The organism is Rhodococcus sp. DMU2021 (assembly GCF_019641445.1).
Classification (GTDB): Bacteria; Actinomycetota; Actinomycetes; order Mycobacteriales; family Mycobacteriaceae; genus Rhodococcus; species Rhodococcus pyridinivorans.
In genome coordinates this window covers 23,258-50,123 of the sequence record NZ_JAIFKB010000021.1, presented here as the reverse complement: position 1 = coordinate 50,123, position 26,866 = coordinate 23,258, and the positions used below count along the sequence as shown (strand labels likewise).

23 protein-coding genes are annotated in these 26,866 nt (G+C 66.8%); 16 read left to right on the top strand and 7 right to left on the bottom strand.

Features of this window, described 5'->3' with window-relative positions; translation table 11 throughout:
* Window positions 1-366, bottom strand: a 366-nt coding sequence (locus K3M35_RS22510) for a dioxygenase (protein ID WP_308257106.1), incomplete at its 3' end; no start/stop codon positions are given.
* A gap of 190 nt (window positions 367-556) precedes the next feature.
* Here K3M35_RS22510 and K3M35_RS22505 point away from each other — a divergent pair.
* The gene (locus K3M35_RS22505; protein WP_064062030.1) at window positions 557-1,354 is read left to right on the top strand and encodes an IclR family transcriptional regulator C-terminal domain-containing protein; all 798 of its coding nucleotides are present in this window, start codon (window positions 557-559) and stop codon (window positions 1,352-1,354) included.
* 10 nt (window positions 1,355-1,364) lie between these two features.
* Here K3M35_RS22505 and K3M35_RS22500 read toward each other — a convergent pair whose 3' ends face one another.
* A complete protein-coding gene (locus K3M35_RS22500; protein ID WP_039584248.1) occupies window positions 1,365-2,285 on the bottom strand; it encodes an AraC family transcriptional regulator in 921 nt (306 codons plus the stop codon).
* Window positions 2,286-2,539: 254 nt separating this feature from the next.
* Between K3M35_RS22500 and K3M35_RS22495 the strand changes: the two genes are divergently transcribed.
* From K3M35_RS22495 to K3M35_RS22485, 3 genes are all read left to right on the top strand, one after another.
* A complete protein-coding gene (locus K3M35_RS22495) occupies window positions 2,540-3,106 on the top strand; it encodes a flavin reductase family protein (protein ID WP_019288825.1) in 567 nt (188 codons plus the stop codon).
* A gap of 34 nt (window positions 3,107-3,140) precedes the next feature.
* Window positions 3,141-4,754: a 4-hydroxyphenylacetate 3-hydroxylase family protein gene (locus tag K3M35_RS22490; RefSeq protein ID WP_024102359.1), complete on the top strand. Its 1,614-nt coding sequence runs from the start codon at window positions 3,141-3,143 to the stop codon at window positions 4,752-4,754.
* Between the two features lie 90 nt (window positions 4,755-4,844).
* On the top strand, window positions 4,845-5,339 hold the full coding sequence (locus K3M35_RS22485) for a hypothetical protein (RefSeq protein WP_024102360.1): 495 nt from the start codon (window positions 4,845-4,847) through the stop codon (window positions 5,337-5,339).
* Window positions 5,340-5,416: 77 nt separating this feature from the next.
* Here K3M35_RS22485 and K3M35_RS22480 read toward each other — a convergent pair whose 3' ends face one another.
* Window positions 5,417-6,340, bottom strand: coding sequence for an AraC family transcriptional regulator (locus K3M35_RS22480; protein ID WP_138844917.1), 924 nt, complete (start codon window positions 6,338-6,340; stop codon window positions 5,417-5,419).
* A 165-nt stretch (window positions 6,341-6,505) separates the two neighbouring features.
* Between K3M35_RS22480 and K3M35_RS22475 the strand changes: the two genes are divergently transcribed.
* From K3M35_RS22475 to K3M35_RS22435, 9 genes are all read left to right on the top strand, one after another.
* Window positions 6,506-7,717 (top strand): cytochrome P450, encoded by a 1,212-nt coding sequence (locus tag K3M35_RS22475; RefSeq protein ID WP_006553158.1) that lies wholly within the window; start codon window positions 6,506-6,508, stop codon window positions 7,715-7,717.
* Between the two features lie 2 nt (window positions 7,718-7,719).
* A complete protein-coding gene (locus K3M35_RS22470) occupies window positions 7,720-8,712 on the top strand; it encodes a 2Fe-2S iron-sulfur cluster-binding protein (protein ID WP_174556247.1) in 993 nt (330 codons plus the stop codon).
* 323 nt (window positions 8,713-9,035) lie between these two features.
* Window positions 9,036-10,409, top strand: a complete 1,374-nt coding sequence (gene benA, locus K3M35_RS22465) for a benzoate 1,2-dioxygenase large subunit (RefSeq protein ID WP_006553156.1) — start codon at window positions 9,036-9,038, stop codon at window positions 10,407-10,409.
* A 14-nt stretch (window positions 10,410-10,423) separates the two neighbouring features.
* The gene (gene benB / locus K3M35_RS22460; protein WP_006553155.1) at window positions 10,424-10,927 is read left to right on the top strand and encodes a benzoate 1,2-dioxygenase small subunit; all 504 of its coding nucleotides are present in this window, start codon (window positions 10,424-10,426) and stop codon (window positions 10,925-10,927) included.
* 32 nt (window positions 10,928-10,959) lie between these two features.
* Complete coding sequence (benC, locus tag K3M35_RS22455) at window positions 10,960-12,579, top strand: benzoate 1,2-dioxygenase electron transfer component BenC (protein ID WP_064061919.1); 1,620 nt, start codon at window positions 10,960-10,962, stop codon at window positions 12,577-12,579.
* On the top strand, window positions 12,576-13,373 hold the full coding sequence (gene benD / locus K3M35_RS22450) for a benzoate diol dehydrogenase BenD (protein ID WP_064061920.1): 798 nt from the start codon (window positions 12,576-12,578) through the stop codon (window positions 13,371-13,373). Before benC ends, benD begins: the two co-directional genes overlap by 4 nt.
* A 101-nt stretch (window positions 13,374-13,474) precedes the next feature.
* Complete coding sequence (locus K3M35_RS22445) at window positions 13,475-14,818, top strand: aromatic acid/H+ symport family MFS transporter (RefSeq protein ID WP_019288830.1); 1,344 nt, start codon at window positions 13,475-13,477, stop codon at window positions 14,816-14,818.
* Entirely contained in the window at window positions 14,815-17,544 is a 2,730-nt protein-coding gene (locus K3M35_RS22440; protein WP_220666994.1) for a LuxR family transcriptional regulator, read from the top strand. Before K3M35_RS22445 ends, K3M35_RS22440 begins: the two co-directional genes overlap by 4 nt.
* A gap of 12 nt (window positions 17,545-17,556) precedes the next feature.
* The gene (locus K3M35_RS22435) at window positions 17,557-18,798 is read left to right on the top strand and encodes a benzoate/H(+) symporter BenE family transporter (protein ID WP_024102367.1); all 1,242 of its coding nucleotides are present in this window, start codon (window positions 17,557-17,559) and stop codon (window positions 18,796-18,798) included.
* On the opposite strand, the gene K3M35_RS22430 is transcribed toward K3M35_RS22435, so the two are convergent.
* The 3 genes from K3M35_RS22430 to K3M35_RS22420 all read right to left on the bottom strand — a co-directional run bounded on the left by K3M35_RS22430 (window position 18,788) and on the right by K3M35_RS22420 (window position 22,133).
* Window positions 18,788-21,187, bottom strand: coding sequence for an excinuclease ABC subunit UvrA (locus K3M35_RS22430; protein ID WP_220666993.1), 2,400 nt, complete (start codon window positions 21,185-21,187; stop codon window positions 18,788-18,790). The genes K3M35_RS22435 and K3M35_RS22430 overlap by 11 nt on opposite strands.
* 80 nt (window positions 21,188-21,267) lie before the next feature.
* The gene (locus K3M35_RS22425) at window positions 21,268-21,678 is read right to left on the bottom strand and encodes a VOC family protein (protein WP_006553148.1); all 411 of its coding nucleotides are present in this window, start codon (window positions 21,676-21,678) and stop codon (window positions 21,268-21,270) included.
* Between the two features lie 5 nt (window positions 21,679-21,683).
* Entirely contained in the window at window positions 21,684-22,133 is a 450-nt protein-coding gene (locus K3M35_RS22420; RefSeq protein ID WP_039958298.1) for a helix-turn-helix transcriptional regulator, read from the bottom strand.
* A 157-nt stretch (window positions 22,134-22,290) separates the two neighbouring features.
* On the opposite strand from K3M35_RS22420, the gene K3M35_RS22415 reads away from it, so the two are divergent.
* Window positions 22,291-23,298 (top strand): NAD(P)H-dependent glycerol-3-phosphate dehydrogenase, encoded by a 1,008-nt coding sequence (locus K3M35_RS22415; protein ID WP_006553146.1) that lies wholly within the window; start codon window positions 22,291-22,293, stop codon window positions 23,296-23,298.
* A gap of 110 nt (window positions 23,299-23,408) precedes the next feature.
* Window positions 23,409-24,083, top strand: coding sequence for a nitroreductase (locus tag K3M35_RS22410; RefSeq protein ID WP_019288835.1), 675 nt, complete (start codon window positions 23,409-23,411; stop codon window positions 24,081-24,083).
* A gap of 22 nt (window positions 24,084-24,105) precedes the next feature.
* Here K3M35_RS22410 and K3M35_RS22405 read toward each other — a convergent pair whose 3' ends face one another.
* Window positions 24,106-25,293, bottom strand: a complete 1,188-nt coding sequence (locus K3M35_RS22405) for an ATP-binding protein (RefSeq protein ID WP_006553144.1) — start codon at window positions 25,291-25,293, stop codon at window positions 24,106-24,108.
* A gap of 217 nt (window positions 25,294-25,510) precedes the next feature.
* Here K3M35_RS22405 and aztD point away from each other — a divergent pair, with 217 nt between their 5' ends.
* Window positions 25,511-26,752, top strand: a complete 1,242-nt coding sequence (gene aztD, locus K3M35_RS22400; RefSeq protein WP_019288836.1) for a zinc metallochaperone AztD — start codon at window positions 25,511-25,513, stop codon at window positions 26,750-26,752.
* The last annotated feature ends 114 nt before the right edge of the window (window positions 26,753-26,866 follow it).

Genomic DNA, 26,866 nt, shown 5'->3' with positions numbered 1-26,866 from the left:
CATCGTGCACTTGGCCGGGAGCTTCGGGCTGTCCGGGACGTAGTAGGGGCCTTCGATGGAGCCCTTGGTGCCGGTGAAGCCCTTGCGGTTGTAGTGCACCTTCTCGATCTCGTGCTCGAGGAAGACGTCCAGCCACAGCGGCCACTCGCCGTATTCACCCACGTCGATGAGCCACTGCTTGAGCACCCGGTACTCGTCGTAGGTCACCTGGTGCTTCTGGATGATGTCCGCGAAAGCCCCGATCACGTCCTGGTAGATCGCCGACGCACGCTCGACCGAGGTGTCGGACGTGACCCGCTCGGACTTGAACTTGTCGGTCGCAGCGTTGCCGGACCCGTGGGCGGTGGGGTTCTCCATGGTGGTCATGGCTCTCCTCGTGGGGACTGAACTATCGGAAGTGTGGGGCCGGTGCGACACAGGGGCTGCGGTGATCACCGGTCAGTACGCTGTGCGTACTTGTGTATCGCAGTGCGTACATCACATACTGTGCGTGGTGTCACACAGCTTGTCAACACCGGATCGGGCAGTATCAACAAGTACGCAGGTAGGAGGCAGGATGCCGAGCATCGACCTAGGTAATGGCCCTAGCAACGATCGAGACTTCATCCAGAGCATCGAACGTGGTTTCGCGGTATTGCACGCCTTCGACGACAAGGACCCGAACCCCAGCCTGGCCGAGCTGGCCGCCAAGACCGACCTGTCGCGACCCGCGGTCCGCCGGATCCTGCTGACCCTGCAGAAACTCGGCTACGTCACCTCACACGGCACGAGATGGTCGCTCACTCCACGCGTGCTCAGTATCGGCCGGCACTACACCGAATCCCACACTCTCGTGGACTCGGCATTGCCGAAACTCGTCGAGATCGCCGAGCACGCCAACGAATCCGCATCCCTCGGCGTACTCGACGGCACCGAGGTCGTCTACGCCGCACGCGTCCCGGTCCGCCGGATCATGAGCATCAACGTCTCCGTCGGCACCCGCATCCCCGCCTACGCGACGTCGATGGGTCGGGCGCTGCTGGCCTGGTCACCACGCGAAATCGTCGATCGCGTGCTCGAGGAAACCGAGTTCGTACGATTCACGAGCGCGACGATCGACAACCCCGACGACCTGCGTGCCGAACTGGCCCACGTGCGCAACCGCGGCTACGCGATCACCTCCGCCGAACTCGAGGAAGGGCTCATCACGATCGCCGCTCCCGTCTTCGACCCCTCCGGCTATGCCGTGGGAGTGCTCGCGTGCTCGACGTCGACCGGTCGGCACACCCTCGACTCGTTCCGCGATCTCGCTACGAAAAGGGTCGTGAACTGCGCCGAAAGGCTCAGCAGCGAGCTCGGCTACCACCACAACTGACGGCCCTCGATCACCCACGCAGCGTGACCGACGGTGCCACCCCGTACTTACGCTTGTAGGCCGCCGCGAACCGGCCGGTATGGGTGATACCCCACTTCAGAGCCACATCGGTGACCGACAGTTCCGCCGCATCGCCCACCGCGAGTTCCTCGTGGATGCGCTCGAGGCGCAGGTCGAGCAGATAGTCGCGCGGGCACACCCCGAGATATTCGCGGAACCCCTCCTGCAGGCGCCGCACGCTGACCCCGGCCACCTCGGCCATCTCGGCGGTGGTCCACGCCGAGGCGGGATCCTCGTGCAACCGGTCGAGGACACGCTTGATGATGCGCGGGCGCGCCCCGCCGGTCGGATCCGCGTCCTCCGGCATGACCGCGAGGATGAACGAGGTCGTCAGAGCACCCGACAACTGCTCCGAGACAAGCGGATTCCGCCAGAGCGATTCGTCCGTTTTGAGCTGTTCCACGACCGAGCGCAACAGCGTCATCCAGCTCTGGCCCGCCTGCGTCGTCAGATCCACCCGATTCGGGAGCTGCAGGTCGGGACGGGCGAGGATGCGCGACATCTCGCGCTGTAGATAGTCGCGTTCGAGCTTGATCCCGACGATCTCGCAGTCGTTCGTCCACTTCTGTTCCGGAGCTGCGGTGTCGGGACGGAAGACGGCGGCGTGCCCGACCTCCGACACCAACCCGTTGCCGGCGGCGATCCGACCGGCGATCGGAATGTTCACCGCGTACGCCCCGGGATGTTCACTGCGGATCGACACCGCCGCTCCCCAGCCGAGGCGCGTGAGACGGATCGGCCCGAGCGGCAGTGTTCGGAGCCGGAGCGAGGGCGCGACGTCGTCGAGCGGCGTCAGTTCGTGCTCGAAATAGGCATTCGAGACAGCCTCTTCCACCTCTTCCCAATCGACCGGCCCCGGAGTCGGCTCCATTGCCATCGGCCCCTCACCTTCGTTTCCAGCTCGTCGTCGGCGCTCCGACCTGCGCATCCGTGTGGTTCGAGCGCGTGCGATCCAGTGTGATGCGGAACACGGCCCCAGGCAAACAGGGCCCTTCGGCCCACTCACCGCGCTAGGTGGATAGTGACCGCGCTCACTGGATCGCACAAGTTCCACGACGTCTATATGGTCTGTGTCACATCGAATCGAAGTCCACCACAACCCGCACCGGACAGGAGGACGCAGACATGGATCAGCGCACACTCCGCAATATCTTCGGACAGTTCGCCAGCGGCGTCACCGTCATCACCTGCGCGAACAGCGACGGAGAGCCCCACGGCGCGACCGTCACCGCCTTCACCGCCGTCTCGCTCGAGCCCCGCCTGTGCCAGGTCACCCTGACCCGCACCTCCAAGGCCTGCCGGTTCCTGTCCGACGCGCCGTTCGCGGTCAACATCCTCGCCGCAAACCAGCTCGACACTGCACTGCACTTCGCAGGACGCCCCCAGTCGCCCGAGCCGGTCTGGGAGCAGGGCCCCACCGCCCCGATCCTCGCCGGCACCGCCGCGACACTGTCGTGCACGCCCTGGCGCGAATACGACGGCGGCGACCACATCATCTACATCGGCGAGATCGTCGACGCCACCTTCGACGAGACGGTCGACCCGCTCCTGTTCTACCGCAGCACTTTCCATGATCTCGGCGCCCCGAGCACGTCCACCGCGTGGAACGGCTCGCTCGACGATCCGCACAGCGGATGGTTCGACTCGCAGACCCGCTTCGTGCCGTTCCACCTCGCCGCAGCCCACGCCTGAACATCTTCCACTCCCCCGGACAAGGAGAAATCCCATGACCACCACCGAACCCCGGCCCTCGGAGACCCTCGATCGTTCCAAGGTGAACGTCGCCGCGGACTCCCCGGCCAACCAGCAGAAGAACTTCGCCTCCCGCCCCATGACCGGCGACGAGTACATCGCCTCCATCGACGACGGTCGCGAGATCTACCTGCACGGTGAGCGAGTCAAGGACTTCACCAACCATCCGGCCTTCCGCAACTCGATCCGGATGACGGCGCGCCTCTACGACGCCCTCCACACCGGTGAGCACGTCAACACCCTCACCACCCCCACCGACACCGGCAACGGCGGCGTAACCATGCCGTTCTTCCGCACCCCGAAGTCCGCCGACGACCTGCGGGCCGACCGCGACGCCATCGCCACCTGGGCACGGCTGACCTACGGCTGGATGGGCCGCAGCCCCGACTACAAGGCGTCCTTCCTCGGCACGCTCGGCGCGAACGACGAGTTCTACTCGCCCTTCCAGGACAACGCGAAGCGCTGGTACCGCGAGTCGCAGGAGAAGGTCCTGTACTGGAACCACGCGATCATCAATCCGCCGGTCGACCGTCAGCTACCGCCGGACCAGGTCGGCGACGTGTTCATGAAGGTCGAGAAGGAGACCGACGCCGGCCTCATCGTCTCCGGCGCCAAGGTCGTCGCGACCGGCTCGGCCATCACGAACTACAACTTCATCGCTCACTACGGTCTGCCGATCAAGAAGAAGGAATTCGCGCTGATCTGCACGGTGCCGATGGACGCACCCGGCATCAAGCTCATCTCGCGCGCCTCATACTCTCAGAACGCGAACATCGTCGGCTCCCCGTTCGACTACCCGATCTCCTCGCGGATGGACGAGAACGACGCGATCTTCATCTTCGACAAGGTGCTCGTGCCCTGGGAGAACGTCTTCATGTACGGGGACGTCGAGAAGATCAACAACTTCCTCGGCGGCTCCGGCTTCCTCCAGCGCTTCACGCTGCAGGGCTGCACGCGACTCGCGGTCAAGCTCGACTTCATCGCCGGTCTCCTCATGAAGGCTCTCGACGCCACCGGCGCCGGCGGATTCCGCGGCGTGCAGACCCGTGTCGGTGAGGTCATCGGCTGGCGCAACCTGTTCTGGTCGCTCACCGACTCCATGGTGAACAACCCGGAGCCGTGGATCGACGGCACTGTAATCCCCAAGCTCGAATACGGCCTCACCTACCGCATGTTCGCGATGCAGGGCTACCCGCGCATCAAGGAGATCATCGAGCAGGACGTCGCCTCGGGCCTGATCTACCTGCCCTCGTCCGCCGCCGACTTCAAGAACCCGGACGTGCGTCCTTACCTCGACAAGTATGTCCGCGGCTCCGACGGCATCCAGGCGGTCGACCGCGTGAAGGTCATGAAGGCACTGTGGGATTCGATCGGCTCCGAGTTCGGTGGCCGCCACGAACTGTACGAACGGAACTATGCCGGCAACCACGAGAACGTCAAGGCCGAGCTGCTGTTCGCCGCCGAGAGCCGCGGTGACGTCGCCTCCATGAAGGGCTTCGCGGAGCAGTTCATGAGTGAGTACGACCTCGACGGCTGGACCGTGCCCGACCTGATCGGCAACTCCGACGTCAGCGCGTTCTACAAGTAACCGACTCCCGCGCGCGGGCGGATGATCTCCGTTCTCCTGCCCGTCCGCGCGCGGCCCCCAACATCCACCCACCGCGAAGGAGCGTCCGAGATGACCACGACCGCTTCGACCTCCGTGTCCCATCCCCCTGCACCGGAATTCGACGCGGTAGTCCTCGGACGCTCCTTCGCCTCCCAGCGGGTCTCGGCCCGGTTGCGCGACGAACTACGGCTGGCGGTCCACGAGATCGGCACCGCGAGCGCCGTCCGCTACGACGACATCGACCATCGGTGGGAGATCCTCATCGGCGGCACCGTCGTCGGCCGAGCGAAGTTCGTCGTAGACGGGCACGGCGGCCTCACACTGCAGGGCCGAGACGGCGCCGCGCTCGAGCGCGATGCCCTGACGGTGCACGGCTTCCCGAATCTGTTCCGCCCCATCGTCAGTACGCGCACGGACTCCGTCGGGTACACGGTGTCCTGCATCGAATACATGCGCAGCAACGGTCTGGACTACGTCGAGCGGCGGCTGCGGACGCCGGTCGCGGACGACGACTACCCTGAGCTTTCGTTCGATCGGCCCACACCCATCCTCTGGTTCGGCTGAGCCGTCCGGGAGGACGCACGAGCGGGTGACGACCACGAGGTCGTCACCCGCATACGTGCGTCCGAATCCGCATGCGTTCAGCCCCGCAGGACTTCCGTAGGGGTGACGCCGTACCGCTTCCTGAAGGCGGCGGCGAAACGCCCCGGATGGCCGAAACCCCACCGGAAAGCCACATCTGCCACGGTGATTCCCCCGGCAGTAAGATCCGCGTGGGCGCGATCGAGCCGGATGTCGCGCAGACACGCGGACGGACTGCTGCCCACGTACTCGGAGAACGCCTCCTGCAACCTGCGCACACTGGTTCCGGCGATCTCCGCCATGTCGGCTGCCGTCCAGACACGACCCGGATCCTCCTGCAGAGCATTCAACACCCGCCGGACCATGCCCGGGCGGGGTGCCGGTGACATTTCGTCGGCCGGCGCGACCGCCAGGACGAAGGCCGTGGTGACCGCACCGCCGAGCTGGGCCGACACGAGAGGATTCGTGAGCACCCGGGTCGGCCCGGCGAGCTGCTCGCTCAGCGCTGCCACGAGACGGTGCCATTCCTGCGCCGACCCCCGCAGATCGAGGCGGTCGGGAAGTTCGAGGCGCGACCGCAACGGACCACCGAGAATGCGGTCCGCTTCGCGTTCGAGATGTTCTCGATCGAACTTGATTCCGAGGACCGAACATTCGGCGTCCCACCGTGTGATGAGCGACGGGGTGTCCGCGCGGAAGACTGTCGCCGAGCCGGGTTCGGAGACGACGGTGCCCGAGCGCCCCTGCGATTCGAGCCGCCCGCTCAGCGGTATGTTCACCTCGTAGGCGCCCGGATACTCGCATTCGATCGCGACGTCCGCTCCCCAGCCCATCCGACCGATCGTGACACCTCCGAGATCGGCCGAGACCAATTCGAGCTCAGGACGATCCACCTTTCCGAGGTCCGTCAATCGGTGCGGGAAGTACACGTCCGCCACGACGCGCGAGGCGTCGTCCCAGTCCTCGATCTCGGGCACACTCACGCCTTCGAGACTAACCGCTTCCGAGACCTGGATCACATAGTCGCGTGATTCGTCCAGGGACCGCGCAATGTGCATCGACCGGCCCGTCGGCCGACTCGTATGGTCCTGGCCACGTCAACAACGGCCCGGCCGTCGCCGGACGGCTCCCGACCCGGAGGTACACCGATGACCAGCACCCTTTCGTGGCTCGACGAGATCACCATGGAAGAACTCGAGCGCAATCCGTACCCGGTCTACGAGCGCTTGCGCGCCGAAGCTCCGGTCGCCTTCGTGCCCGTCCTCGGCGCCTACGTAGCGTCCACGACCGAAGCGTGCCGTGCGGTCGCGGCCGGCGACGACTTCGACGGCATCATCACCCCCGCCGGTGGCCGCACCTTCGGTCATCCCGCGATCATCGGCGTCAACGGCGACATCCACCGCGACCTGCGGTCGATGGTCGAACCCGCCCTCCAGCCCGCCGAGGTGGACCGCTGGATCGAGGATCTCGTCCGCCCGATCGCACGACGCTACGTCGAGGCGTTCGAGTCCGACGGCAGGGCCGATCTCGTCGCCCAGTTCTGCGAGCCGGTGAGTGTGCGGTCGCTCGGTGATCTCCTCGGACTGAAGGACGTCAGTTCGGACAAACTGCGCGAATGGTTCCACAAACTGTCGGATTCGTTCACCAACGCAGCGATGGACGAGGACGGAAACTTTCTGAACCAGGAACGTTTCGACGAGGGCGACCGCGCCAAGGAGGAGATCCGTTCCGTCGTCGACCCGCTGATCGACCACTGGATCGAGCATCCCGACGACAGCGCCATCTCGCACTGGCTGCACGACGGGATGCCCGAAGGGCAGACGCGGGACCGCGACTACATCTACCCGACGCTGTACGTCTTCCTCCTCGGCGCCATGCAGGAACCGGGACACGCCATGAGTTCCACCCTGGCAGGCCTGTTCACCCGCCCCGAACAGTTCGAAGCCGTGGTGGACGAACCGGGACTCATCCCCCGCGCGATCGCCGAAGGGATGCGCTGGACCGCCCCGATCTGGTCCGGCACCGCACGTATCGCCAAGCGCGACACCGTCGTATCAGGAATCGAGATCAGCGAAGGGTCGGTGGTCATGCTGTCCTACGGGTCGGCGAACCACGACATCGACGTGTTCGACGCCCCCAGCCGCTACGACCTGACCCGCCCGCCGCTCCCCCACCTCGCCTTCGGTGCCGGCAAGCATGCCTGCGCGGGAATCTACTTCGCGAACAACGTGAGCCGCATCGGTCTCGAAGAACTGCTCGAGACCATCCCCAATCTCGAGCGGGACACTTCCGAGGACGTCGAATTCTGGGGTTGGGGTTTCCGCGGCCCGAAGACCCTGCACGCCCGGTGGGAGATCTGACCATGCCGTACACACTCACCGCGGGCACCGGCGTCGTTCCCTGCGAACCCGGTCGGACGGTGCTGGAAGCGTTCCTGCGCAACGGCAACTGGATGCCCAACTCCTGCAACCAGGGAACCTGCGGCACCTGCAAGATCAAGGTCCTCGACGGCGAACTCGATCATCGGAACTCGCCGGAGGAGACGCTCACCGCCGACGAACTCGCGGCCGGATTCGTCCTCGCGTGCCAGGCCACCCCGCGCGGCGACGTCGCCTTCGAGACCCCCGCAACGGAGGAACCCGCCGGCACGCACGTGCTGCGCGACGTCGTCGTCACCGTCGCCGAGGTACGCGACATCGCCGCCGACACACGCAAGGTGTTGCTCACCGCCGACGAACCGCTCGAGTTCTCGGCCGGGCAGTACGTGGAGGTGACAGTTCCCGGGACCGAGATCCGACGGCAGTACTCACTCGCGAATCCGCCCTCCGAGGCCAAAGAGCTCGAACTGCACATCCGCCGGCAACCCGGTGGAGTCGCGAGCGAATGGGTCTTCGAGCGCATCGACGTGGGTGAACGCGTGACCGTCACCGGCCCGTACGGCGACTTCACCTTCGACCTGGAGGGCACCGGCCCGATCGTCCTGCTCGGCGGTGGGACGGGCCTCGCCCCGCTCGAGGCCATCGTCCGGCAGGCGCTCTCCCTCGTCCCCGACCGGCAGATCCTGCTCTACCACGGGGTCCGTACCTGCGCGGACCTGTACGACGTCGACTTCCTCCGCGAACTGGAGACCCGCCATCCCGGCTTCCGCTACATCACCTGCGTGAGTAGGGAGAGCGGCGGAGACCGCGACGGATACGTCACCGACGCCTTCCTCGAGGACGTCGCGTCCGCGAAGGAGTTCACCGGTTACATCTGCGGATCGGACGCGTTCGTCGAGGCATCAGTGAAGGCGTTCAAGCGTCGCCGCATGTCGCCGCGACGCATCCGGCGCGAACGGTTCACCCCGGCCGGCTGAATACCCTCATCCCCGTACCGCTCGTACGCACGCGCTGCTCCGGCACCGCGATGCGCACGAGCGGTACGGCCGTGTCGAGGGGTCTTTCCGCCTCCGGTCGCTCGAGGGCCTTCCGACCCCCCACCCAGGGGTCCTAGGTATCCCTAGGTATTTGCCTGGTGTGACCGTAGCCACAGGCTGTCATCGTGGAGATATCGCCGGACACATCGCGTCGAGCCGGACCGGAGAAAGACCCCGGTCACCACGAATCTTCAGTACAGGCTCGGCCGCGTCGGACACCGCCCCGTCCGTCCCGGGAACGAAGCCGATACCTGGAGGATCCCATGACCGACATCGTGGAGCACGTGCGCACTCGCCTCGACGGCGCACTCGTCGAAGACCCGAGCACCGGGCGGTACCAGATCCGCCGTGACGTCTTCACCGACGAGGAGATCTTCGAACTCGAGATGAAGCACATCTTCGAGGGCAACTGGGTGTACCTCGCCCACGAGAGCCAGGTCCCGAACGTCGGTGATTACTTCACCACGTATATCGGCCGCCAGCCCGTCGTCATCAGCCGCGACAAGGAAGGCGAGCTGCACTGCCTGATCAACGCGTGCAGCCACCGCGGTGCGATGCTGTGCCGTCGCAAGACCGACAACCGCACCACCTTCACGTGCCCCTTCCACGGCTGGACGTTCCGCAACAACGGAAAGCTGCTGAAGGTCAAGGATCCCCGCGACGCCGGCTATCCCGAGCAGTTCAACACCGACGGCAGCCACGACCTGCGGAAGGTCGCTCGTTTCGAGAGCTACCGCGGTTTCCTGTTCGGCAGCCTGAATCCCGACGTCAAGTCGCTCGAGGACCACCTCGGTGACACCACGAAGATGATCGACATGCTCGTCGACCAGTCCCCCGAGGGCCTCGAGGTGCTGCGCGGTTCGTCCACCTATACCTACGACGGCAACTGGAAGCTGCAAGCCGAGAACGGCGCCGACGGTTACCACGTCTCGGCCACCCACTGGAACTATGCCGCGACCACCGCGCGCCGCACTGCCGGTGAGTCCAGCAACGAGACCAAGGCGATGGACGCCGGCACCTGGGGCAAGCAGGGCGGCGGCTACTACTCGTTCGACCACGGCCACCTGTTGCTGTGGATGTGGTGGGGCAACCCCGAGGACCGTCCGCTGTACCCGCGCAAGGACGAACTCGCGAAGGAGTTCGGCGAGAAGAAGGCCGAGTTCATGGTCGGCGCGTCGCGCAACCTGTGCCTGTACCCGAACGTGTACATCATGGACCAGTTCTCCTCGCAGATTCGGCACTTCCGCCCGATCTCCGTGGACAAGACCGAGGTGACGATCTACTGCATCGCACCGAAGGGTGAGAGCGCCGAGTCCCGCGCCAACCGGATCCGTCAGTACGAGGACTTCTTCAACGCGACCGGCATGGCCACCCCGGATGATCTCGAGGAGTTCCGCTCCTGCCAGAAGACCTACCTCGCATCGGCTGCGCCCTGGAACGACATGAGCCGCGGTGCAACCCACATCCTCAACGGACCCGACGAGGTCGCTCAGGATCTCGGCATGACGAAGGTGCTGTCGAGCGGTGTGAAGACCGAGGACGAAGGCCTGTACCCGATCCAGCACGGCTACTGGCTCGAAGCGATGCGCGAGGCCATCGCCGCCGAGAGTTCCGCCGCCGACCCGTCCGCGCTCTGAGAGGAACCGGAATCATGACTGCCGTACACGAATTCACGCAGACCGACATCGAACAGTTCCTCTACCGTGAGGCCCGACTGCTCGACGACCGCGAGTTCGAGCAGTGGCTCGAGTGCTACCACCCCGATGCCGAGTACTGGATGCCGGCCTGGGACGACGACGGTGCTCTCACCGAGAACCCGCAGACCGAGATCTCGCTGATCTACTACCCGAATCGCGGCGGCCTCGAGGACCGGGTGTTCCGCATCCGCACCGACCGTTCGTCGGCGACCTCGCTGCCCGAACCCCGCACGGGACACAACATCACCAACGTCGAGATCCTCGAGCGTCGCGGCACCGAAATCGACCTGCGGCACAACTGGTTCTCGTTGTACTTCCGCTACAACACCACCGACACCTACTTCGGGACCACCTTCCTCACCCTCGATGTCTCGGGCGCACAGCCGGTGATCAAGAAGAAGAAGATCGTCCTGAAGAACGACTACATCCACCACATCGTCGACGTCTACGTCGTCTAGTTCCACCCCGATCACGAAAGGAGGCACGTGCCATGGCTTACCAGGTGGCATTGAGCTTCGAGGACGGGGTCACCCGCTTCATCAAGGTCAACCCGAACGAGACCGTCGCCGACGCCTCGTACAAGGCACGCATCAACATTCCGCTCGACTGCCGCGACGGCGCGTGCGGAACCTGCAAGGCCTTCTGCGAATCGGGCAGCTACGACGGCGGCGACTACATCGAGGACGCCCTCACCGACGAAGAGGCCGAGCAGGGTTACTGCCTGCCGTGCCAGATGATGCCGGAATCCGATCTGGTGGTGCAGATCGCGAGCACCTCCGATGTCGCGAAGACCGCGGCCGCCTCGTACAGCGCGACCATCACAGATCTGCGCCGTTACTCCGAGAGCGTCGTCGGGTTCACCGTCGAGATCGACAACCGTGACGATCTGGTGTTCCTGCCCGGTCAGTACGTCAACATCGGCGTGCCCGGCAGCGAGGACGGCACCGGTAAGCCGGCGACCCGCTCGTACTCGTTCAGCACCGGCCCGCACGAGAATTCGCTCGCGTTCCTCGTGAAGATCACCGAGGACGGTCTGATGTCCGAGTACCTGCGCGACCGCGCGCAGGTCGGCGATACCCTGGAGTTCACCGGCCCATTCGGCAGCTTCTTCCTGCGCGAGCGCAAGCGTCCGTCGCTGCTGCTCGCCGGCGGTACCGGCCTGGCGCCGCTGCTGTCGATCCTGTCGAAGATCGAGGCCGACGGCTCGGACCAGCCGGTGCACCTGATCTACGGTGTCACCTTCGATCACGATCTCGTCGAACTCGACGCGCTCGAGGAGTACACGAAGCGGCTGCCGAACTTCACGTTCGACTACTGCGTCGCCGACGAAGCGTCGTCCGCCCCGAACAAGGGATACGTGACGGGTCTGTTCGAGCCGTCGCACCTCAACGACGGTGATGTGGACATTTACCTGTGCGGTCCGCCGCCCATGGTGGAGGCGGTGCGTAACCACCTGTCCGAGAACGGTATCGAGCCGACGAACTTCTACTTCGAGAAGTTCAACACCTCGGCCACCCCGGGTGGGGCAACCGCACCCGCTGCCACCGACGCCGAGAAGGCCGCGGCGGAGAAGGCTGCCGCCGAGACCGGTCGTCCGGTGGTGCTCGAGAACCCCGAGCCCGGCAATTACGAGATCGGCGAGGAGCATCCGCCCGTCGCCGAATCGGACGAGCAGTTCGACGCCCGCATGGCCCTCGAACTCGGGGTCGTCGAACTCACGATCGGCCGGCTCACGCCGGAGCAGCTCGTCGAGTTCCGCATCCTCGCCGAGGCGTCCGGCGCGTCGGTCGAAGGCGACCACTTCACCGACGCCGCGGCGTTCACCGACACCAATGCGGCCTTCCACGAGTTCCTCTTCCGCTGCTGCACCAACCCGGTGCTGCTCGAGGCCTACAACAAGCTCGAGGTCACCCGGTTGATGAAGCAGGTCCTGCGCGACGCGCAGTGGATCGAGGAGCACATCGTCGACGAGCACCTGCAGCTCGTCGAGGCGTTCGAGAAGGGCGACAAGGCCGCCGCGCGCGACCTGATCGTCGTCCACTCGCAGCACGCCAAGGAGACGATGCGTCGCGCCATCGCCAGCGGTGCCCCAGCAGGTGTCTCCTCATGATCGAAACGAAGATCTTCCCGGGCCGGTTCGACGGACGGTGCCTGACGATCACCGGCGCCGCGCAGGGCATCGGTCTCACGGTGGCGACCCGCATCGCCGCCGAGGGCGGTGAGGTCGTGCTCGTCGACCGCGCGGATCTCGTCTACGAGGTGGCCGAGCAGCTGCGCGAGGCGGGCGGCAAGGCGCATTCGGTGACGGCGGATCTCGAGACCTTCGAGGGCGCGGAGAAGGCGATCTCCCACGCCGTCCGCACCACCGGCCGCATCGACGTGCTGATCAACGTCGTCGGCGGCACGATCTGGGCCAAGCCGTACGAGCACTATGCGCCGGAGGAGATCGAGAAGGAGATCCGGCGGTCGCTGTTCCCCACTCTGTGGACGTGTCGCGCCGCCGCTCCCCATCTGATCGAGCGACGCGCCGGCACGATCGTGAACGTCTCGTCGGTCGCGACCCGCGGCGTCAACCGCGTGCCGTATTCGGCGGCGAAGGGTGGGGTCAACGCGATCACCGCGTCGCTCGCCCTCGAACTCGCCCCCTACGGGGTCCGCGTGGTGGCGACCGCCCCGGGCGGCACCGTCGCTCCCGAGCGGCGGATCGCGCGCGGTCCGTCGCCGCAGTCCGAGCAGGAGAAGGCCTGGTACCAGCAGATCGTGGACCAGACCGTCGATTCCTCCCTGCTCAAGCGGTACGGCACGCTCGACGAGCAGGCCGCCGCGATCTGTTTCCTGGCCTCCGAGGAGGCCTCCTACATCACCGGCACGGTTCTTCCCGTCGCCGGCGGCGATCTGGGCTGACCGCCCCTCGCTCGGCCTCACCGGAGGCGCCAGTCCCCCCCGGTGAGGCCACTTTTCTCCCCGAATCCTCTTGTGACTCCACCCACAGACCGGAGCAACGCATGCCCCACGCCACGCAGACCTGGGCCAGTCCACAACATCGGCGCAGCGTCATCTGGATCGTCGCGCTCGCCACCCTCGCGATCATCTTCGACGGCTACGACCTCGTCGTGTACGGCACCGTCCTTCCGACCCTGATGGCCGATCCGACCCAGCTCGGGGAGATCTCTGCCCAGCAGGGTGGTGCCCTCGGCTCCTACGCGCTCATCGGCGTCATGGTCGGCGCGCTGCTGACCGGTGCGTTCGGTGACCGCGTCGGCCGCCGGAAGATGATGTTGATCAACATCGTCTGGTTCTCCGTCGGCATGGGTGCGGCGGCCTTCTCCACGAGCATCACGATGTTCGGCGCGCTCCGCTTCTTCACCGGCATCGGCGTCGGCGGTCTCGTCGCCACCGCCGGAGCCGTGGTCGCCGAGTTCGCTCCGCCCGGCAAGCGCAACCTGTTCAACGCCATCGTCTACAGCGGTGTCCCCGCCGGCGGTGTGATGGCCTCGCTGCTCGCGATCCTGCTGCGCGACGCGATCGGCTGGCGCGGACTGTTCCTCATCGGCGCGTTGCCGCTGCTCATCCTGCTCCCGCTGGCACTGATGAAGCTTCCCGAGTCGCCCGCCTGGCTGCAGTCGCGGGGACGCTCCGACGAGGCGCAGCGTGTGTGCGAGAAGTTCGGTTTCCCGCTGCCGTCCGCAGCACCTGTCGCTTCCACCGAGAAGATCGGTTTCGCGGCACTCGCGACCCGCAAGTACGCCCTCGGTACGGGACTGCTCGGCATGATGAGCTTCGCCGGTCTGCTGCTCACCTACGGCCTCAACACCTGGCTGCCGAAGATCATGGCCGACGCCGGTTACAACGCCAACGGCTCGCTCGCCTTCCTCCTCGTCCTCAACGGCGGCGCCATCCTCGGCGGCCTGCTCGCCTCGAAGGTCGCCGACGGCCGCGGACCGCAGTCCGTCATCGTCACCACCTTCTTCCTCGCGGCCGTGGCCCTCGTGCTGCTCACGCTCGGTTTCCCGCTGCCGGTGCTGCTCACCGCCGTCGCGATCGCCGGTACGGGCACGATCGGCACCCAGGTGCTCATCTACGGGTTCGTGTCCAACTACTACGACACCCCCGCCCGCGCCGCGGGTGTGGCGTGGTGCGCCGGCTTCGGCCGCCTGGGCGGCATCGTCGGCCCGGTCATCGGAGGTCTTCTCATCGGCGCGGGCTTCGCGAACAACGTGAACTTCTACATCTTCGCGGGTATCGCGCTCGCCGGTGGTCTGGTCACGTGGTTCGTGCCCCGCCCGGTCCAGTCCGTCTCGCCGGTCCGCAGTTCCGATCGCCCCGTGCCGACTACCGTGGATGTGTGACGGACAACGTTGTGCTGATCGGCCGGAACTCCGAGTTGTTGCAACTCGAACGCCTCCTCGACGAAGCCCGCGCGGGTGTCCCCTCGCTGGTCCTCGTCGAGGGGGCGTCCGGCGTCGGAAAATCCTCCCTCGTTTCGCATTTCGTCGCTCGCCACGACGACCTCGCCGTACACGACGCGACCGGGGCCCGCTGGGAAGCCGGCCATCCGTGGTCCGTGCTCGAACAGCTGCTCGGTGACACCGTCACGGCGGGCGACCCGGTGGAGGCGGCACGCACGCTCCTCGACCGGATCGACGACGCGACGGTGATCGTCGTCGACGATGCGCACTACGCGGATGCCGAGTCGTTGCAGTCGCTGTCGTCGTCGCTGAGGCGAGCGCACGGACGTCCCCTGCTCATGATCTGGATCGTGCCCGACGTGCTTCCCGACGATGTCGCCCCGGCGACCGCCGACCTCCTCTCGAACAGCCACCGCGTGGACACCCTCCACGTCGGCGCGCTGGCGCCCCCGGATGTCGCGCAACTCGCACTGCATCGCATCGGCGTCGACCTGTCCGCGTGGACGGCGCGTCGCCTGCAGGAACACACGCTCGGGAACACCCGCTCGATCCTGCAGCTTCTCGACGAGATCCCTCGCGACGAATGGCACCGCTGGCAGGCGCGTTTCCCAGCACCGAGACAACACGCGGGGAAAGTGGGTCGCATCCTTGCCCGGTGTTCACCGGACACGCGCGCGCTCGTCGAATCGGTCGCCGTCCTGGACACCGCCGCGACACGGGGAGCCACCGAATCCCTCGCGCTCGTCGCCGAACTCGCCGAGGTCGGCGACACGACCGGGCCGCTCGACGAGGCCCACCGGCTCGGTCTGCTCACGATGCGTGAACAGCGTGGCGTGGTGTCGTTGTCGTTCCCCGATCCCATGACCCGCGCCGCCGTGGCCGACGAGATCGGCCCGGCCCGCTGGCACAGCCTGCACGCGCGGGCCGCTTCGCTCGTCGACGACGAGGGCGCCCGGTTGTTCCACCTGGTGTCCGCGACACCGACCGGAAACGAGGAACTCGCCGCCGACCTCGACGCTTACGCCCGGCGATGCGCCGCCGACGGCGCCTGGTCCCAAGCGGCCGAAGCGCTCATCACCGCGAGCCGTATCACTCTCGACCGAGAACTACGGACCCGCAGGATGATCCGCGGTGTCGACGCACTGACCGGTGCGGCCGACCTGCCCCAGGCCCAGACGTTCGTCCCCGAGATCGAGAGCGTGCCGAGCGGACCGATGCGCAACGCCGTGCTCGGCTATCTCGCGATCCAGCGGGGGCGGGCCGCGGAAGCGCACCACCTTCTCACCGAAGCGTGGTCGATGCTCGACGATCCGGAATCCGAACCCGAACTCGCCGCGACGATTTCGCAACGCATGGTGTTGCATTCGTTGGCACGGCTGCGCGGCGACGATCTTGTCCTGTGGGCCGATCGTGCCGCGGACACCCTCCCCGAGACGGCTCCACCCGTCGTCGAGTCCCGGGCCATCCGCGGACTCGGGCTGGCGATGACCGGTCGCGTCGATGAGGCCGTCGAGTCGTATTCGGCTCTGTCCGACGTCATCCGGCTCGGAGCGCAGAGCCAGCGCATCCGCATGGCCGAGGGGTGGCTCGCATTGGTGCTCGACCGGCCCGATCTCGCCCGGACCGAACTCGAGGCGGCCGAACCGACCATCTTCCGCGGCGGGTCGCTGCGCATCTCGCTGTGGGCGCAGGCCTGGCTCGCGCGAACACAATTCGCGCTCGGTGCGTGGTCCGACGCGCTGCGCACCGTCGATCGCGCGGCGGCGCAGCTCGACGCGACACAACTCGATCTGCTCCGACCGCTCGTCCACTGGACCGGCGCCCAGGTCCAGGCGCTGCGCGGGAACTGGACCGCGGCACGGGAACACGCCCACCGTGCCCGCGCCGGGAACAACGACTACCCGCTCATGCTCGTACCGGCCTGCCTGTGTCTGGCGCAGTGCGCCGAGGTCGTCTCCGACTACACGAGCGTGTTGCGCTATCTGGAACCGATCGTCACCATGCGCGAGCGGGGCGCCGTCGACGAACCCGGCCACTGGCCGTGGCCGGATCTCTACGGCAACGCCCTCGTGATCACCGGACGCGTCGACGAAGCGGACGAATTCCTGCGGCCGCACGAGGAACTCGCCGCCGAACGCGGTCACCGCTCCGCCAAGGCCCGCCTCGGTTACGTGCGCGGTCGCATCCTCGGAGCCCGCGGCGACATCGACGCCGCCCGCGACGCTTTCGAACACGCACTCGACGAGATCGACACGCTGCCACTGCCCTACGACCGTGCACGCATCAACTTCGCGTACGGCCAGACGATGCGCCGCGCGGGGCGTCGCCGCGACGCCGACGCGGTGATCCGCACCGCCCGTGAGCTGTACGCGTCGCTCGGCGCCGTCTCGTACGTGGAACGTTGCGACCGGGAACTCAAGGCCGGTGGTCTTCGTACCGGCGACGGCGAGACCGAGACCCCGCGTTCGGATTTCACGACCCTCACTCCACAGGAACGCGCCGTGGCCACACTCGTCGCGTCGGGCCGCACCAACAAGGAAGTCGCCGGTGAGCTGTTCCTGTCCGTCAAGACCGTGCAGTACCACCTGACCCGCGTGTACTCGAAGTTCGGCATCCGCTCGCGCAGCGAGCTCGCCGCGAAATTCCGACAACAGGATCGAGGTTGACCATTGACCGCCGTGGACGATCGCCCCACCGCCGAGACCGATCTGTTCGAACGCCCCGTGCGTCCCGTCGTCGGACCGCGCGGGATACTCCGGGATCTCGGCCCACGATACGCCGCGAACGGCTTGATCGGGCTCGTCTTCTCGTGCACCGGACCGGTCGCCGTGATCCTCGCCGCCGGCGCCGCGGGCGGGCTGAGCGCACCGCAGTTGGCGTCGTGGATCTTCGGGGTGTTCGCCCTCAACGGGCTGCTCACCATCGTGATGAGCGTCGCCTACCGGCAACCGCTCGGGTTCTTCTGGACCATCCCCGGCACCGTGCTGGTCGGCGGGTCGCTCACCCACCTGAGCTGGGCGGAGGTGGTCGGCGCATTCTTCGTGACAGCGGCCCTCGTGACGGTGCTGGGGGCCTCGGGACTGGTGCGCCGAGTGATGGAAGCGTTGCCGATGCCCATCGTCATGGCGATGGTCGCGGGGGTGTTCCTGAAGTTCGGCATCGATCTGGTTTCGGCGCTCGGTTCCGACGTCGCCATCGCCGCACCGATGGTGATCGTCTTCCTCCTGCTCAGTTCCGTTGCAGTCCTCGGTAAGTGGATGCCTCCCATCCTCGGCGCCCTGCTCGCCGGGGTGGGCGCGGTCGCGCTGTCGGACCGGTTCTCACCGTCCGGGACCGACAGCGCGGTCTTCGCCGCACCGGTGTTCACCGCCCCGCAGTTCACGTGGTCGGCGATCCTCGAACTCGTCGTGCCGCTCGCGATCACCGTGCTGGTCGTGCAGAACGGGCAAGGCATCGCGGTGCTGCGCTCGGCCGGGCACAATCCGCCCGTCAACGTCTCGGCGATCGCGTGCGGACTGTGGTCCTTCCTTGCCGCGTGCGTCGGCGCCGTGTCGACCTGTCTGACCGGACCGACCAACGCGCTGCTCGTGTCGTCGGGCGAACGGTCCCGTCAGTACACCGCGGCGATCACATGCGGGACGCTGGCGATCGTCTTCGGACTGTTCGCGCCGCTGTTCGTCCGGTGGATGATCGCCGCGCCCGCCTCGTTCGTCGCGACTCTCGGCGGCCTGGCGATGCTCAAAGCGTTGCAGGGCGCCTTCGTGGCCGGGTTCGCGAGCAAGCACACCATGGGTGCGCTCGTCGCGTTCGTGGTCACCGCCTCGAACATCACCGTCTGGAACATCGGCGCGGCGTTCTGGGGGCTCGTCGCGGGTGTGGCCGTGTCGTGGCTGATGGAGCGTCCGGACTTCAGCCGCTGACCCCGACCCCGACGTACTCGGAGAGATGCTCGCCGGTGAGCGTCGACCGCTCCTCCACGAGTTCGCTGGGGGTGCCCTCGAAGACGATGCGTCCACCGTCGTGGCCGGCGCCGGGACCGAGGTCGATGATCCAGTCGGCGTAGGCCATCACGGCCTGGTGGTGTTCGATGACGATCACCGACTTGCCGGACTCGACGAGCCGGTCGAGCAGACCGAGCAGCTGTTCGACGTCGGCGAGGTGCAGGCCCGTGGTGGGTTCGTCGAGGATGTAGGTCTCCCCCTTCTCGGCCATCGCGGTGGCGAGCTTGAGCCGCTGCCGCTCACCGCCCGACAGGGTGGTCAGGGGCTGGCCGAGCCGCAGATAGCCGAGGCCGACGTCGGACAGTCGCTGCAGGATCTTCGACGCCGCCGGGGTGCGTGCCTCGCCGTCGGCGAAGTACTCCTGGGCCTGCGCGACGGACATGGCGAGCACCTCGGCGATGTTCTTCCCCGCCAGGGTGTAGTCGAGCACGGCGGTCTGGAAGCGCTTGCCCTCGCAGTCCTCGCAAACCGATTCGACGGTGGCCATCACCCCGAGGTCGGTGTAGACGACACCGGCGCCGTTGCAGGTCGGGCAGGCGCCCTCGGAGTTGGAACTGAACAGGGCCGGCTTGACACCGTTGGCCTTCGCGAACGCCTTGCGGATCGGTTCGAGAAGACCCGTGTAGGTCGCGGGGTTGCTGCGACGCGAGCCCTTGATGGGGCTCTGGTCGATCGTGACCACGCCGTCGCCGTCGGCCACCGAACCGTGGATCAGCGAACTCTTGCCCGATCCGGCCACGCCGGTCACCACGACGAGCACGCCGAGCGGGATATCGACGTCGACGTTCTGCAGGTTGTGCGTGTCTGCGCCGCGGACCTTCAGGGCTCCGCTCGGGGTGCGCACCGTCGGTTTCAGCGACGCCCGGTCGTCGAGGTGACGACCGGTCAGGGTGTCGGCACGCCGCAGTTCGTCGACGGTGCCCTCGAAGACCACCTGTCCGCCCTCGGTGCCGGCGCGCGGGCCGAGATCGACGATGTGGTCGGCGATCGCGATGGCCTCGGGTTTGTGTTCGACGACGAGCACGGTGTTGCCCTTGTCGCGCAGTTGCAGGAGCAGGTTGTTCATCCGCGCGATGTCGTGCGGGTGCATGCCGATCGTCGGTTCGTCGAAGACGTAGGTGATATCGGTCAGCGACGATCCGAGATGGCGGATCATCTTGATGCGCTGCGATTCTCCGCCGGACAGGGTGCCGGTGGGACGATCCAGCGACAGATATCCCAGCCCGATGTCCGCGAAGGAGTCGAGCAGATGACAAAGGTTTTTCAGCAGCGGGGCAACCTGCGGAAGATCCAGTCCGCGCACCCATTCGGCGAGATCGCTGATCTGCATCGCGCACACATCCGCGATGCTCCTGCCGTCGATCTTCGACGACCGCGCCTCGGGGGCGAGACGCGTCCCTTCACAGTCCGGGCATGTGGAGAAGACGACGGCCTTCTCGACGAACGCACGGATGTGCGGTTGCATCGCGTCGAGATCCTTGGACAGGAACGACTTCTGGATCTTCGGGATCAGGCCCTCGAAGGTGACGTTGACGCCCTCCACCTTGATCTTGGTGGGTTCCTTGTAGAGCAGGTCGTGGAGTTGCCGCTTGGTGAACTTCGCGATCGGCTTGTCGGGATCGAAGAAGCCGCAGCCGCGGTAGATCCGGCCGTACCAGCCGTCCATGCTGTAGCCGGGGATCTTCAGGGCGCCCTCGTTGAGGGAGAGACCGTCGTCGTAGAGCACGGTCAGGTCGAAATCGGAGATGTTGCCCTTGCCCTCGCATCGCGGGCACATGCCGCCGAGCCGGTTGAAGGTCACCTTCTCGGCCTGGGTCTTCCCCGCGCCCCTCTCCACCGTCACCGCACCACTGGCCCGCACCGACGGCACGTTGAACGAGTAGGCGTTGGGCGGACCGATGTGCGGCTCCGCAACCCGGCTGAACAGGATGCGAAGCATCGCGTTGGCATCGGTGGCGGTGCCCACTGTCGAGCGCGGATTCGATCCCATCCGTTCCTGGCCGACGATGATCGCCGCGGTGATGCCGTCGAGCACGTCGACGTCCGGGCGGGCCAGGGTCGGCATGAATCCCTGCACGAACGCGCTGTACGTCTCGTTGATCAGGCGCTGCGACTCGGCGGCGATCGTGCTGAACACCAGCGAACTCTTGCCCGAGCCGGAGACACCGGTGAACACCGTCAATCGCCGCTTGGGGATCTCCACGCTGATGTCGCGGAGATTGTTCACGCGCGCTCCGTGGACCCGGATCGCATCGTGGGTGTCGGCGACGTGCGCTGCATGTGCCGGTGTGTCCTTCGTCGAGGTCATGTTCGAAGACTCCAGTGGTCGTACGGATGCGGGGCGGAACGGGTGCGACGATCGGAGAGTAAGGCCGATCGTGGGATCGGTCAGCGCAACTGCTGGATGCGGACCATGTTTCCCGCGGGGTCGCGGAGAGCGCAGTCGCGGACGCCGTACGGCTGGTCGGTGGGTTCCTGGACGATCTCGGTGTCGCCGGCCTGCAGCTGCTCGAACGTCCCGTCGAGATCCTTCGTCGCGAGGATGATCGATGCGAAGGTGCCCTTGGCCATCATCTCGGCGATGGTGGCGTTCTCCTCCTCCGTGATGCCGGGGTCGGCGTCCGGCGGGTACAGCACCAGGGACGTGCCGGGAGTGTCGCCGCGGCCGAGGGTGATCCAACGTTTCCCGGCGTAACCGACGTCGTTGAGGACCTCGAAGCCGAGGGTGTCGCGGTAGAACGCGAGGGACGCCTCGGGATCGGTGTGCGGAAGGAATGTCTGGTGAATGGTGATGTCCATGCCGATCACGGTATGACCGGCGGACCCGTCCGCGCTTCTCGATTCCTGATCGGTCTGGTGACATTCTTCGCCACGCACGACGGGATGCCGTTCGTCTCCTCGGACGCCTGCTTGCGGTACACGCTCGGGGGCACGCCGACGAGTTCCGTGAACCGGGTACTGAAGGTGCCGAGCGACGAACAGCCCACCTCGAAGCACACCTCGGTGACGGTGAGGTCGCCGCGTCGCAGCAACGTCATGGCCCGCTCGATGCGCCGGGTCATGAGATACGAATAGGGCGACTCGCCGTACGCGAGCCTGAACTGGCGGCTGAGATGGCCGGCCGACATGTTCACGCCGCGGGCGAGGGCCTCGACGTCGAGGGGCTGGGCGTGCTCGCGGTCGATGCGGTCGCGGACGCGGCGCAGCAACGCGAGGTCGCGCAGACGCTGATCGGTGACGGGTTTACCGGGCACGGGTCCGATCGTGCCACGATGCGCCGCCTCGATCCTGTCGTCGTGCGCCTCCACAGCACATCCGCCCCGCGAGGATCCCGGGACCACAAACCGGACCCGCCGGGACCGGAAAACTGACACTCTGTCGATACCTGCCCGTACGGACGAAAGGTCACCGATGGCTCGTGCGGTTCGCGTCGTCGTTCTCGGATCGGGATCGTGGGGAACCACGATCGCGTCGTTGGCCGCACGCAACACCCCGACGACGTTGTGGGCCCGCAACGACGACATCGCGCGTGAGATCGACACCGAGCACCGCAACCGTCGATATCTCGGCGAACGGCCACTGCCGCAGGGCCTGCGCGCGACCTCCGATCTCGAAGAGGCCGCCCGCGAAGCCGACGTCCTGGTGATCGGTGTGCCGTCGCATGCAGTGCGCAAGACACTCGAGCAGGTCGTCGACGAGATCCGCGCGTGGGTTCCGGTCGTCTCGCTCGTGAAGGGCCTCGAGCCGGGCACCCGCCTGCGGCCCACCGAGGTGATCGCCGAATGCCTTCCGGGGCACCCCGTCGGGCTGCTCGCGGGTCCGAACATCGCCGGGGAGATCGCCGACGGCATGGCCGCCGCGTCGGTGGTCGCGATGCAGGACGAAGCGGTGAGTGCGGCGCTGCAACCGCTGTTCGCCACGTCGTTGTTCCGCGTCTATCGCAATACCGACGTGCTCGGCTGCGAACTGGGCGGGATCCTCAAGAACATCGTGGCGATCGCGGCCGGCATGGCCGAAGGGCTCAGCGTCGGCGACAACACCCGCGCGATGGTCCTCGCCCGTGGGCTGGCGGAGATGACGCGTCTCGGTGAGGCCATGGGTGCGGATCCGCGCACGTTCGCGGGCCTCACGGGGATGGGTGATCTCATCGCGACGTGCACGAGTCCGTCGTCGCGGAACCGCCGGGTCGGTGAGGCGCTGGCGCGCGGGCTCAGCATCGACGAGGCCGTCGAGGCGCTGGGGCAGGTCGCCGAAGGGGTGAAGACCGCGCCGACGGTCATGGAACTCGCCCGCGAGTACGGGGTGGAGATGCCGATCGCCGCCGAGGTCGCGGCCGTGGTGACCGGGAAGAGCACCCCCACCGATGCCTATCGGGGGCTGCGCCGGGTCACACCCGGCGACGAGAGGGACATCGTCTGACCTTCTCTACCGCTTTCTCGGACGGATCGTAGAAAGCCGAATAGTCGCCTGTCGTGTGCTCCCGACCGGCTGAACGAACGCTCGGTGAAGTGATGTGCCATCGTGGTGACATGACTTCTGCCGCCGACGCGCTGTCGTCCCTGCTCGACACCCGTTTCAGCTGCCGCGCCTTCCTGACGAAACAGGTCCCGCGCGAGGACATCGAACGCATGCTGCAGATGGGTCAGCGCACCGCGTCCTGGTGCAACTCCCAACCCTGGCAAGTGCACATCGTCAGCGGCGACGCCACCAACCGCCTGCGCGACGCCGTCTACGCGCAGGCCACCTCGGGGAACATGGATCCCGACATCCCGGGACCCGCCGAATACCGCGGCGTCTATGCCGAGCGTCGCCGCGGCGCCGGCTACGCCCTGTACAACGCGCTGGGCATCGCCCGCGACGACTACCAGCGCCGCACCGAGCAGATGCTCGAGAACTACCGCTTCTTCGGCGCACCGCACGTCGCGATCATCACCTCCGACAAGGCCCTCGGCGTGTACGGCGCCGTCGACTGCGGTGGCTACGTCTCGACCCTGCTGCTCGCCGCCGAGTCGCTCGGCATCGCCGCCGTCCCGCAGGCCGCCGTCGCGATGACGGCCACCGCGCTGCGACGCGAACTGAACATCGGCGACGACCGCGACATCGTCTGCGCCATCTCGTTCGGTTACGCCGACGAGGCGCACCCGGCCAATGCGTGTCGCACGAATCGCGCGTCGCTCGACGAGACCGTCGAGTGGGTCGACTGAACTTTCGATCACCCCGGCCGGGTCAGTCGTTCTGGGCGCGCAGGTACCGCCCGAAGTGCGGAACGGTGAACCCGATGAACCCGCGCTCGGCGGAATAGATCAGGCCCTTCTTGATCAATCCGTCGCGCGCAGGTGACAGGGAGGCAGGCTTCCGTCCGAGTTCGACGGCGATCTTCGAGGTCGCGACAGGCCCGTCGTCGCCCGCCAGATCCGCCATGGCCCGCATGTATTCGCGTTCGGCGGGGGTCGCCCGTTCGTAGCGGGAGCCGAAGAAGCCGACGGCGAGTTCCTCTTCCGCAGTCGGTGCCGCGACCCGCACGTCGTCGGCGGTGATCGGCGAATCCGCTGCGACGTCCCAGGTCGTCTTACCATAGGCCTGCACGAAATACGGGTAGCCGTCGGCGGTTTCGTACAGCAGGTCGAGGGCGTCCTGCGTGAACTCGACGTCCTCTCGTGCCGCAGGCGCGATGAGCGCGAGATCCGCTGCCGCACGGTCGAGCCGGTCGATGCGGTGGTAGGTGAACAGCCGCTCGGAGTAGGACTTCGACGCCGACAGCACCGCGGGCAGGTGCGGCAGACCGGCCCCGACGACGATGAGCGGCGCGGCGTCCTGGCTCAGCTCGTGGCAGGCCCCGCAGATCGCTGAGACGTCGTCGGAGCCGAGGTCCTGCATCTCGTCGATGAACAACGCGATGCCCACGCCCACGTCGCGTGCGAGTCCTGCTGCGTCGACAAGCAGTTCGACGAGGTCGATCTCGATGTCGCCCGAGTCGGCCCGCCCTTTCACGGCCGGAGCATCGATGCCGGGTTGCCAGCGTTCGCGCATGCCCTTGTCGGCGGTAGCCCGCAGCGCGAACGACTTGAGCACCCCGAGGAAGTACTCCACCGATTCCGGGTCCGGATGCGCGGCGGCGATCTCGCGGACCGCCATGTGCAGCGCCGACGACAGGGGGCGTCGCAGTCCTTGATCGGGACGGGCCTCGATCTTGCCGGTGCCCCAGCTCTTCGCGATGGCGGCGGAGCGCAGATGGTTGAGAAGGACGGTCTTGCCGACACCGCGGAGGCCGGTGAGGACGACGCTGCGTTCGGGTCGTTCCCGGGCGATCCGTTCGAGGACCACCTCGAACGCGGTGAGTTGCTTCTCGCGGCCGGCGAGCTCGGGCGGGCGCTGTCCCGCGCCCGGGGCGTACGGGTTGCGGACAGGATCCATCCGTCGATGCTAACGGCGAACTCATCGGATTCTGAGCTCATCTAGTGCGTGTCGTAGACGGCCGTATTCGCGTATGTCCGAGCTCGAAACCGCAGTTGTTGTCGACATTTCGGCGATTTCTCGACAACAACTGCAACCTCGGCCGCCCGGAGCGACATGCACGCATGCGCATTTCAGACTTTGACATTCATTTTCGATAGTGGCTATTTCTTTCCCCATGACAACGCTCTCCCGCTACGGCGGCGCCGCCCTCACCGTCGTCGCTGCGACCTTCGCCGCCGCCTGCGGCGGTACGACCGAGGCCGACACCACTGCGGCCGACACCCCCGAGACGACGACCTCCGCCGCCGCTTCCGAAGTGGCGACGGCGCAGCCGCGCCTCGCCCTGACCTACGACGGCGGCGTCCTCGTCGTCGAGGAAGAAGAACTCACCGTCGTCGACGACTTCGCACTCGACGGTTTCAACCGCCTCTCCCCTGCCGGCGACGGACGCCACGTGCTGATCTCCACCGAAGGCGGATTCCGCGTGCTCGACACCGGCAGCTGGACGGAAGCCCACGGCGACCACGGTCACCACTACGCCGGCGCACCCACGCTCACCGACCTGACGTTCGCCGCCGAGAAGCCCGGACACGTCGTGCCGCACGCCGGGGTCACCGCCCTGTTCGACGACGGCACCGGACGCATCGACGTGTTCGACCCTGCCGATCTCGCCTCGGCGACCGACCTGCCGGATCTCGACAGTCGCGCGCTCCCCGAGGCCCACCACGGCGTGGCCGTCCCGATGCCCGACGGCGGCATGCTCGTCACCCTCGGCGATTCCGAGGATCGGACCGGTGTGGCGCTGCTCGACGAGAACGGCACCGAGATCACGCGCACCGAACAGTGCCCGGGTGTGCACGGTGAGACGGTCGCGGCCGACGGGGTCGTCGCCTTCGGATGCGAGGACGGCATGGTGATCTTCCGCGACGGAACGTTCACGAAGGCGCCGGTACCCGACCCCTACGGCCGGATCGGGAACCAGGCCGGCAGCGAGGACTCGCCCGTCGTCCTCGGCGACTACAAGACCGATCCCGACGCCGAGCTCGAGCGTCCCGAGCGCGTCGCGCTCGTGGACACCCGCACGGCGTCGGTGCGTCTCGTCGACCTCGGTACGAGTTACACCTTCCGCTCCCTCGGTCGCGGACCGGCAGGGGAAGCACTCGTTCTCGGCACCGACGGCAACCTCCACGTGATCGATCCCGACTCCGGCGAGATCGTCCGGCGGATCGAGGTGCTCGAGCCGTGGACCGAGCCCGACGAGTGGCAGGCACCTCGGCCCGCACTCGAGGTGCGGGGCGATACGGCGTTCGTCACCGATCCCGCCACCGATTCCCTGTACGCGGTGGACGTGACCTCGGGTGAGATCCGCTCTGCCGAACTGCCGCACACCCCGAACGAGATCAGCGGCGTCGCCTGACTCCGCTACCGGAGTATTCGTCTTTCTAGCTGTGGAGCTAGAAAGACGAATACTCCCCTCACGTCCGGCCGGTCGAGATCCTTCCGCAACGTGATCCGCCTCACTCCCCAAGTT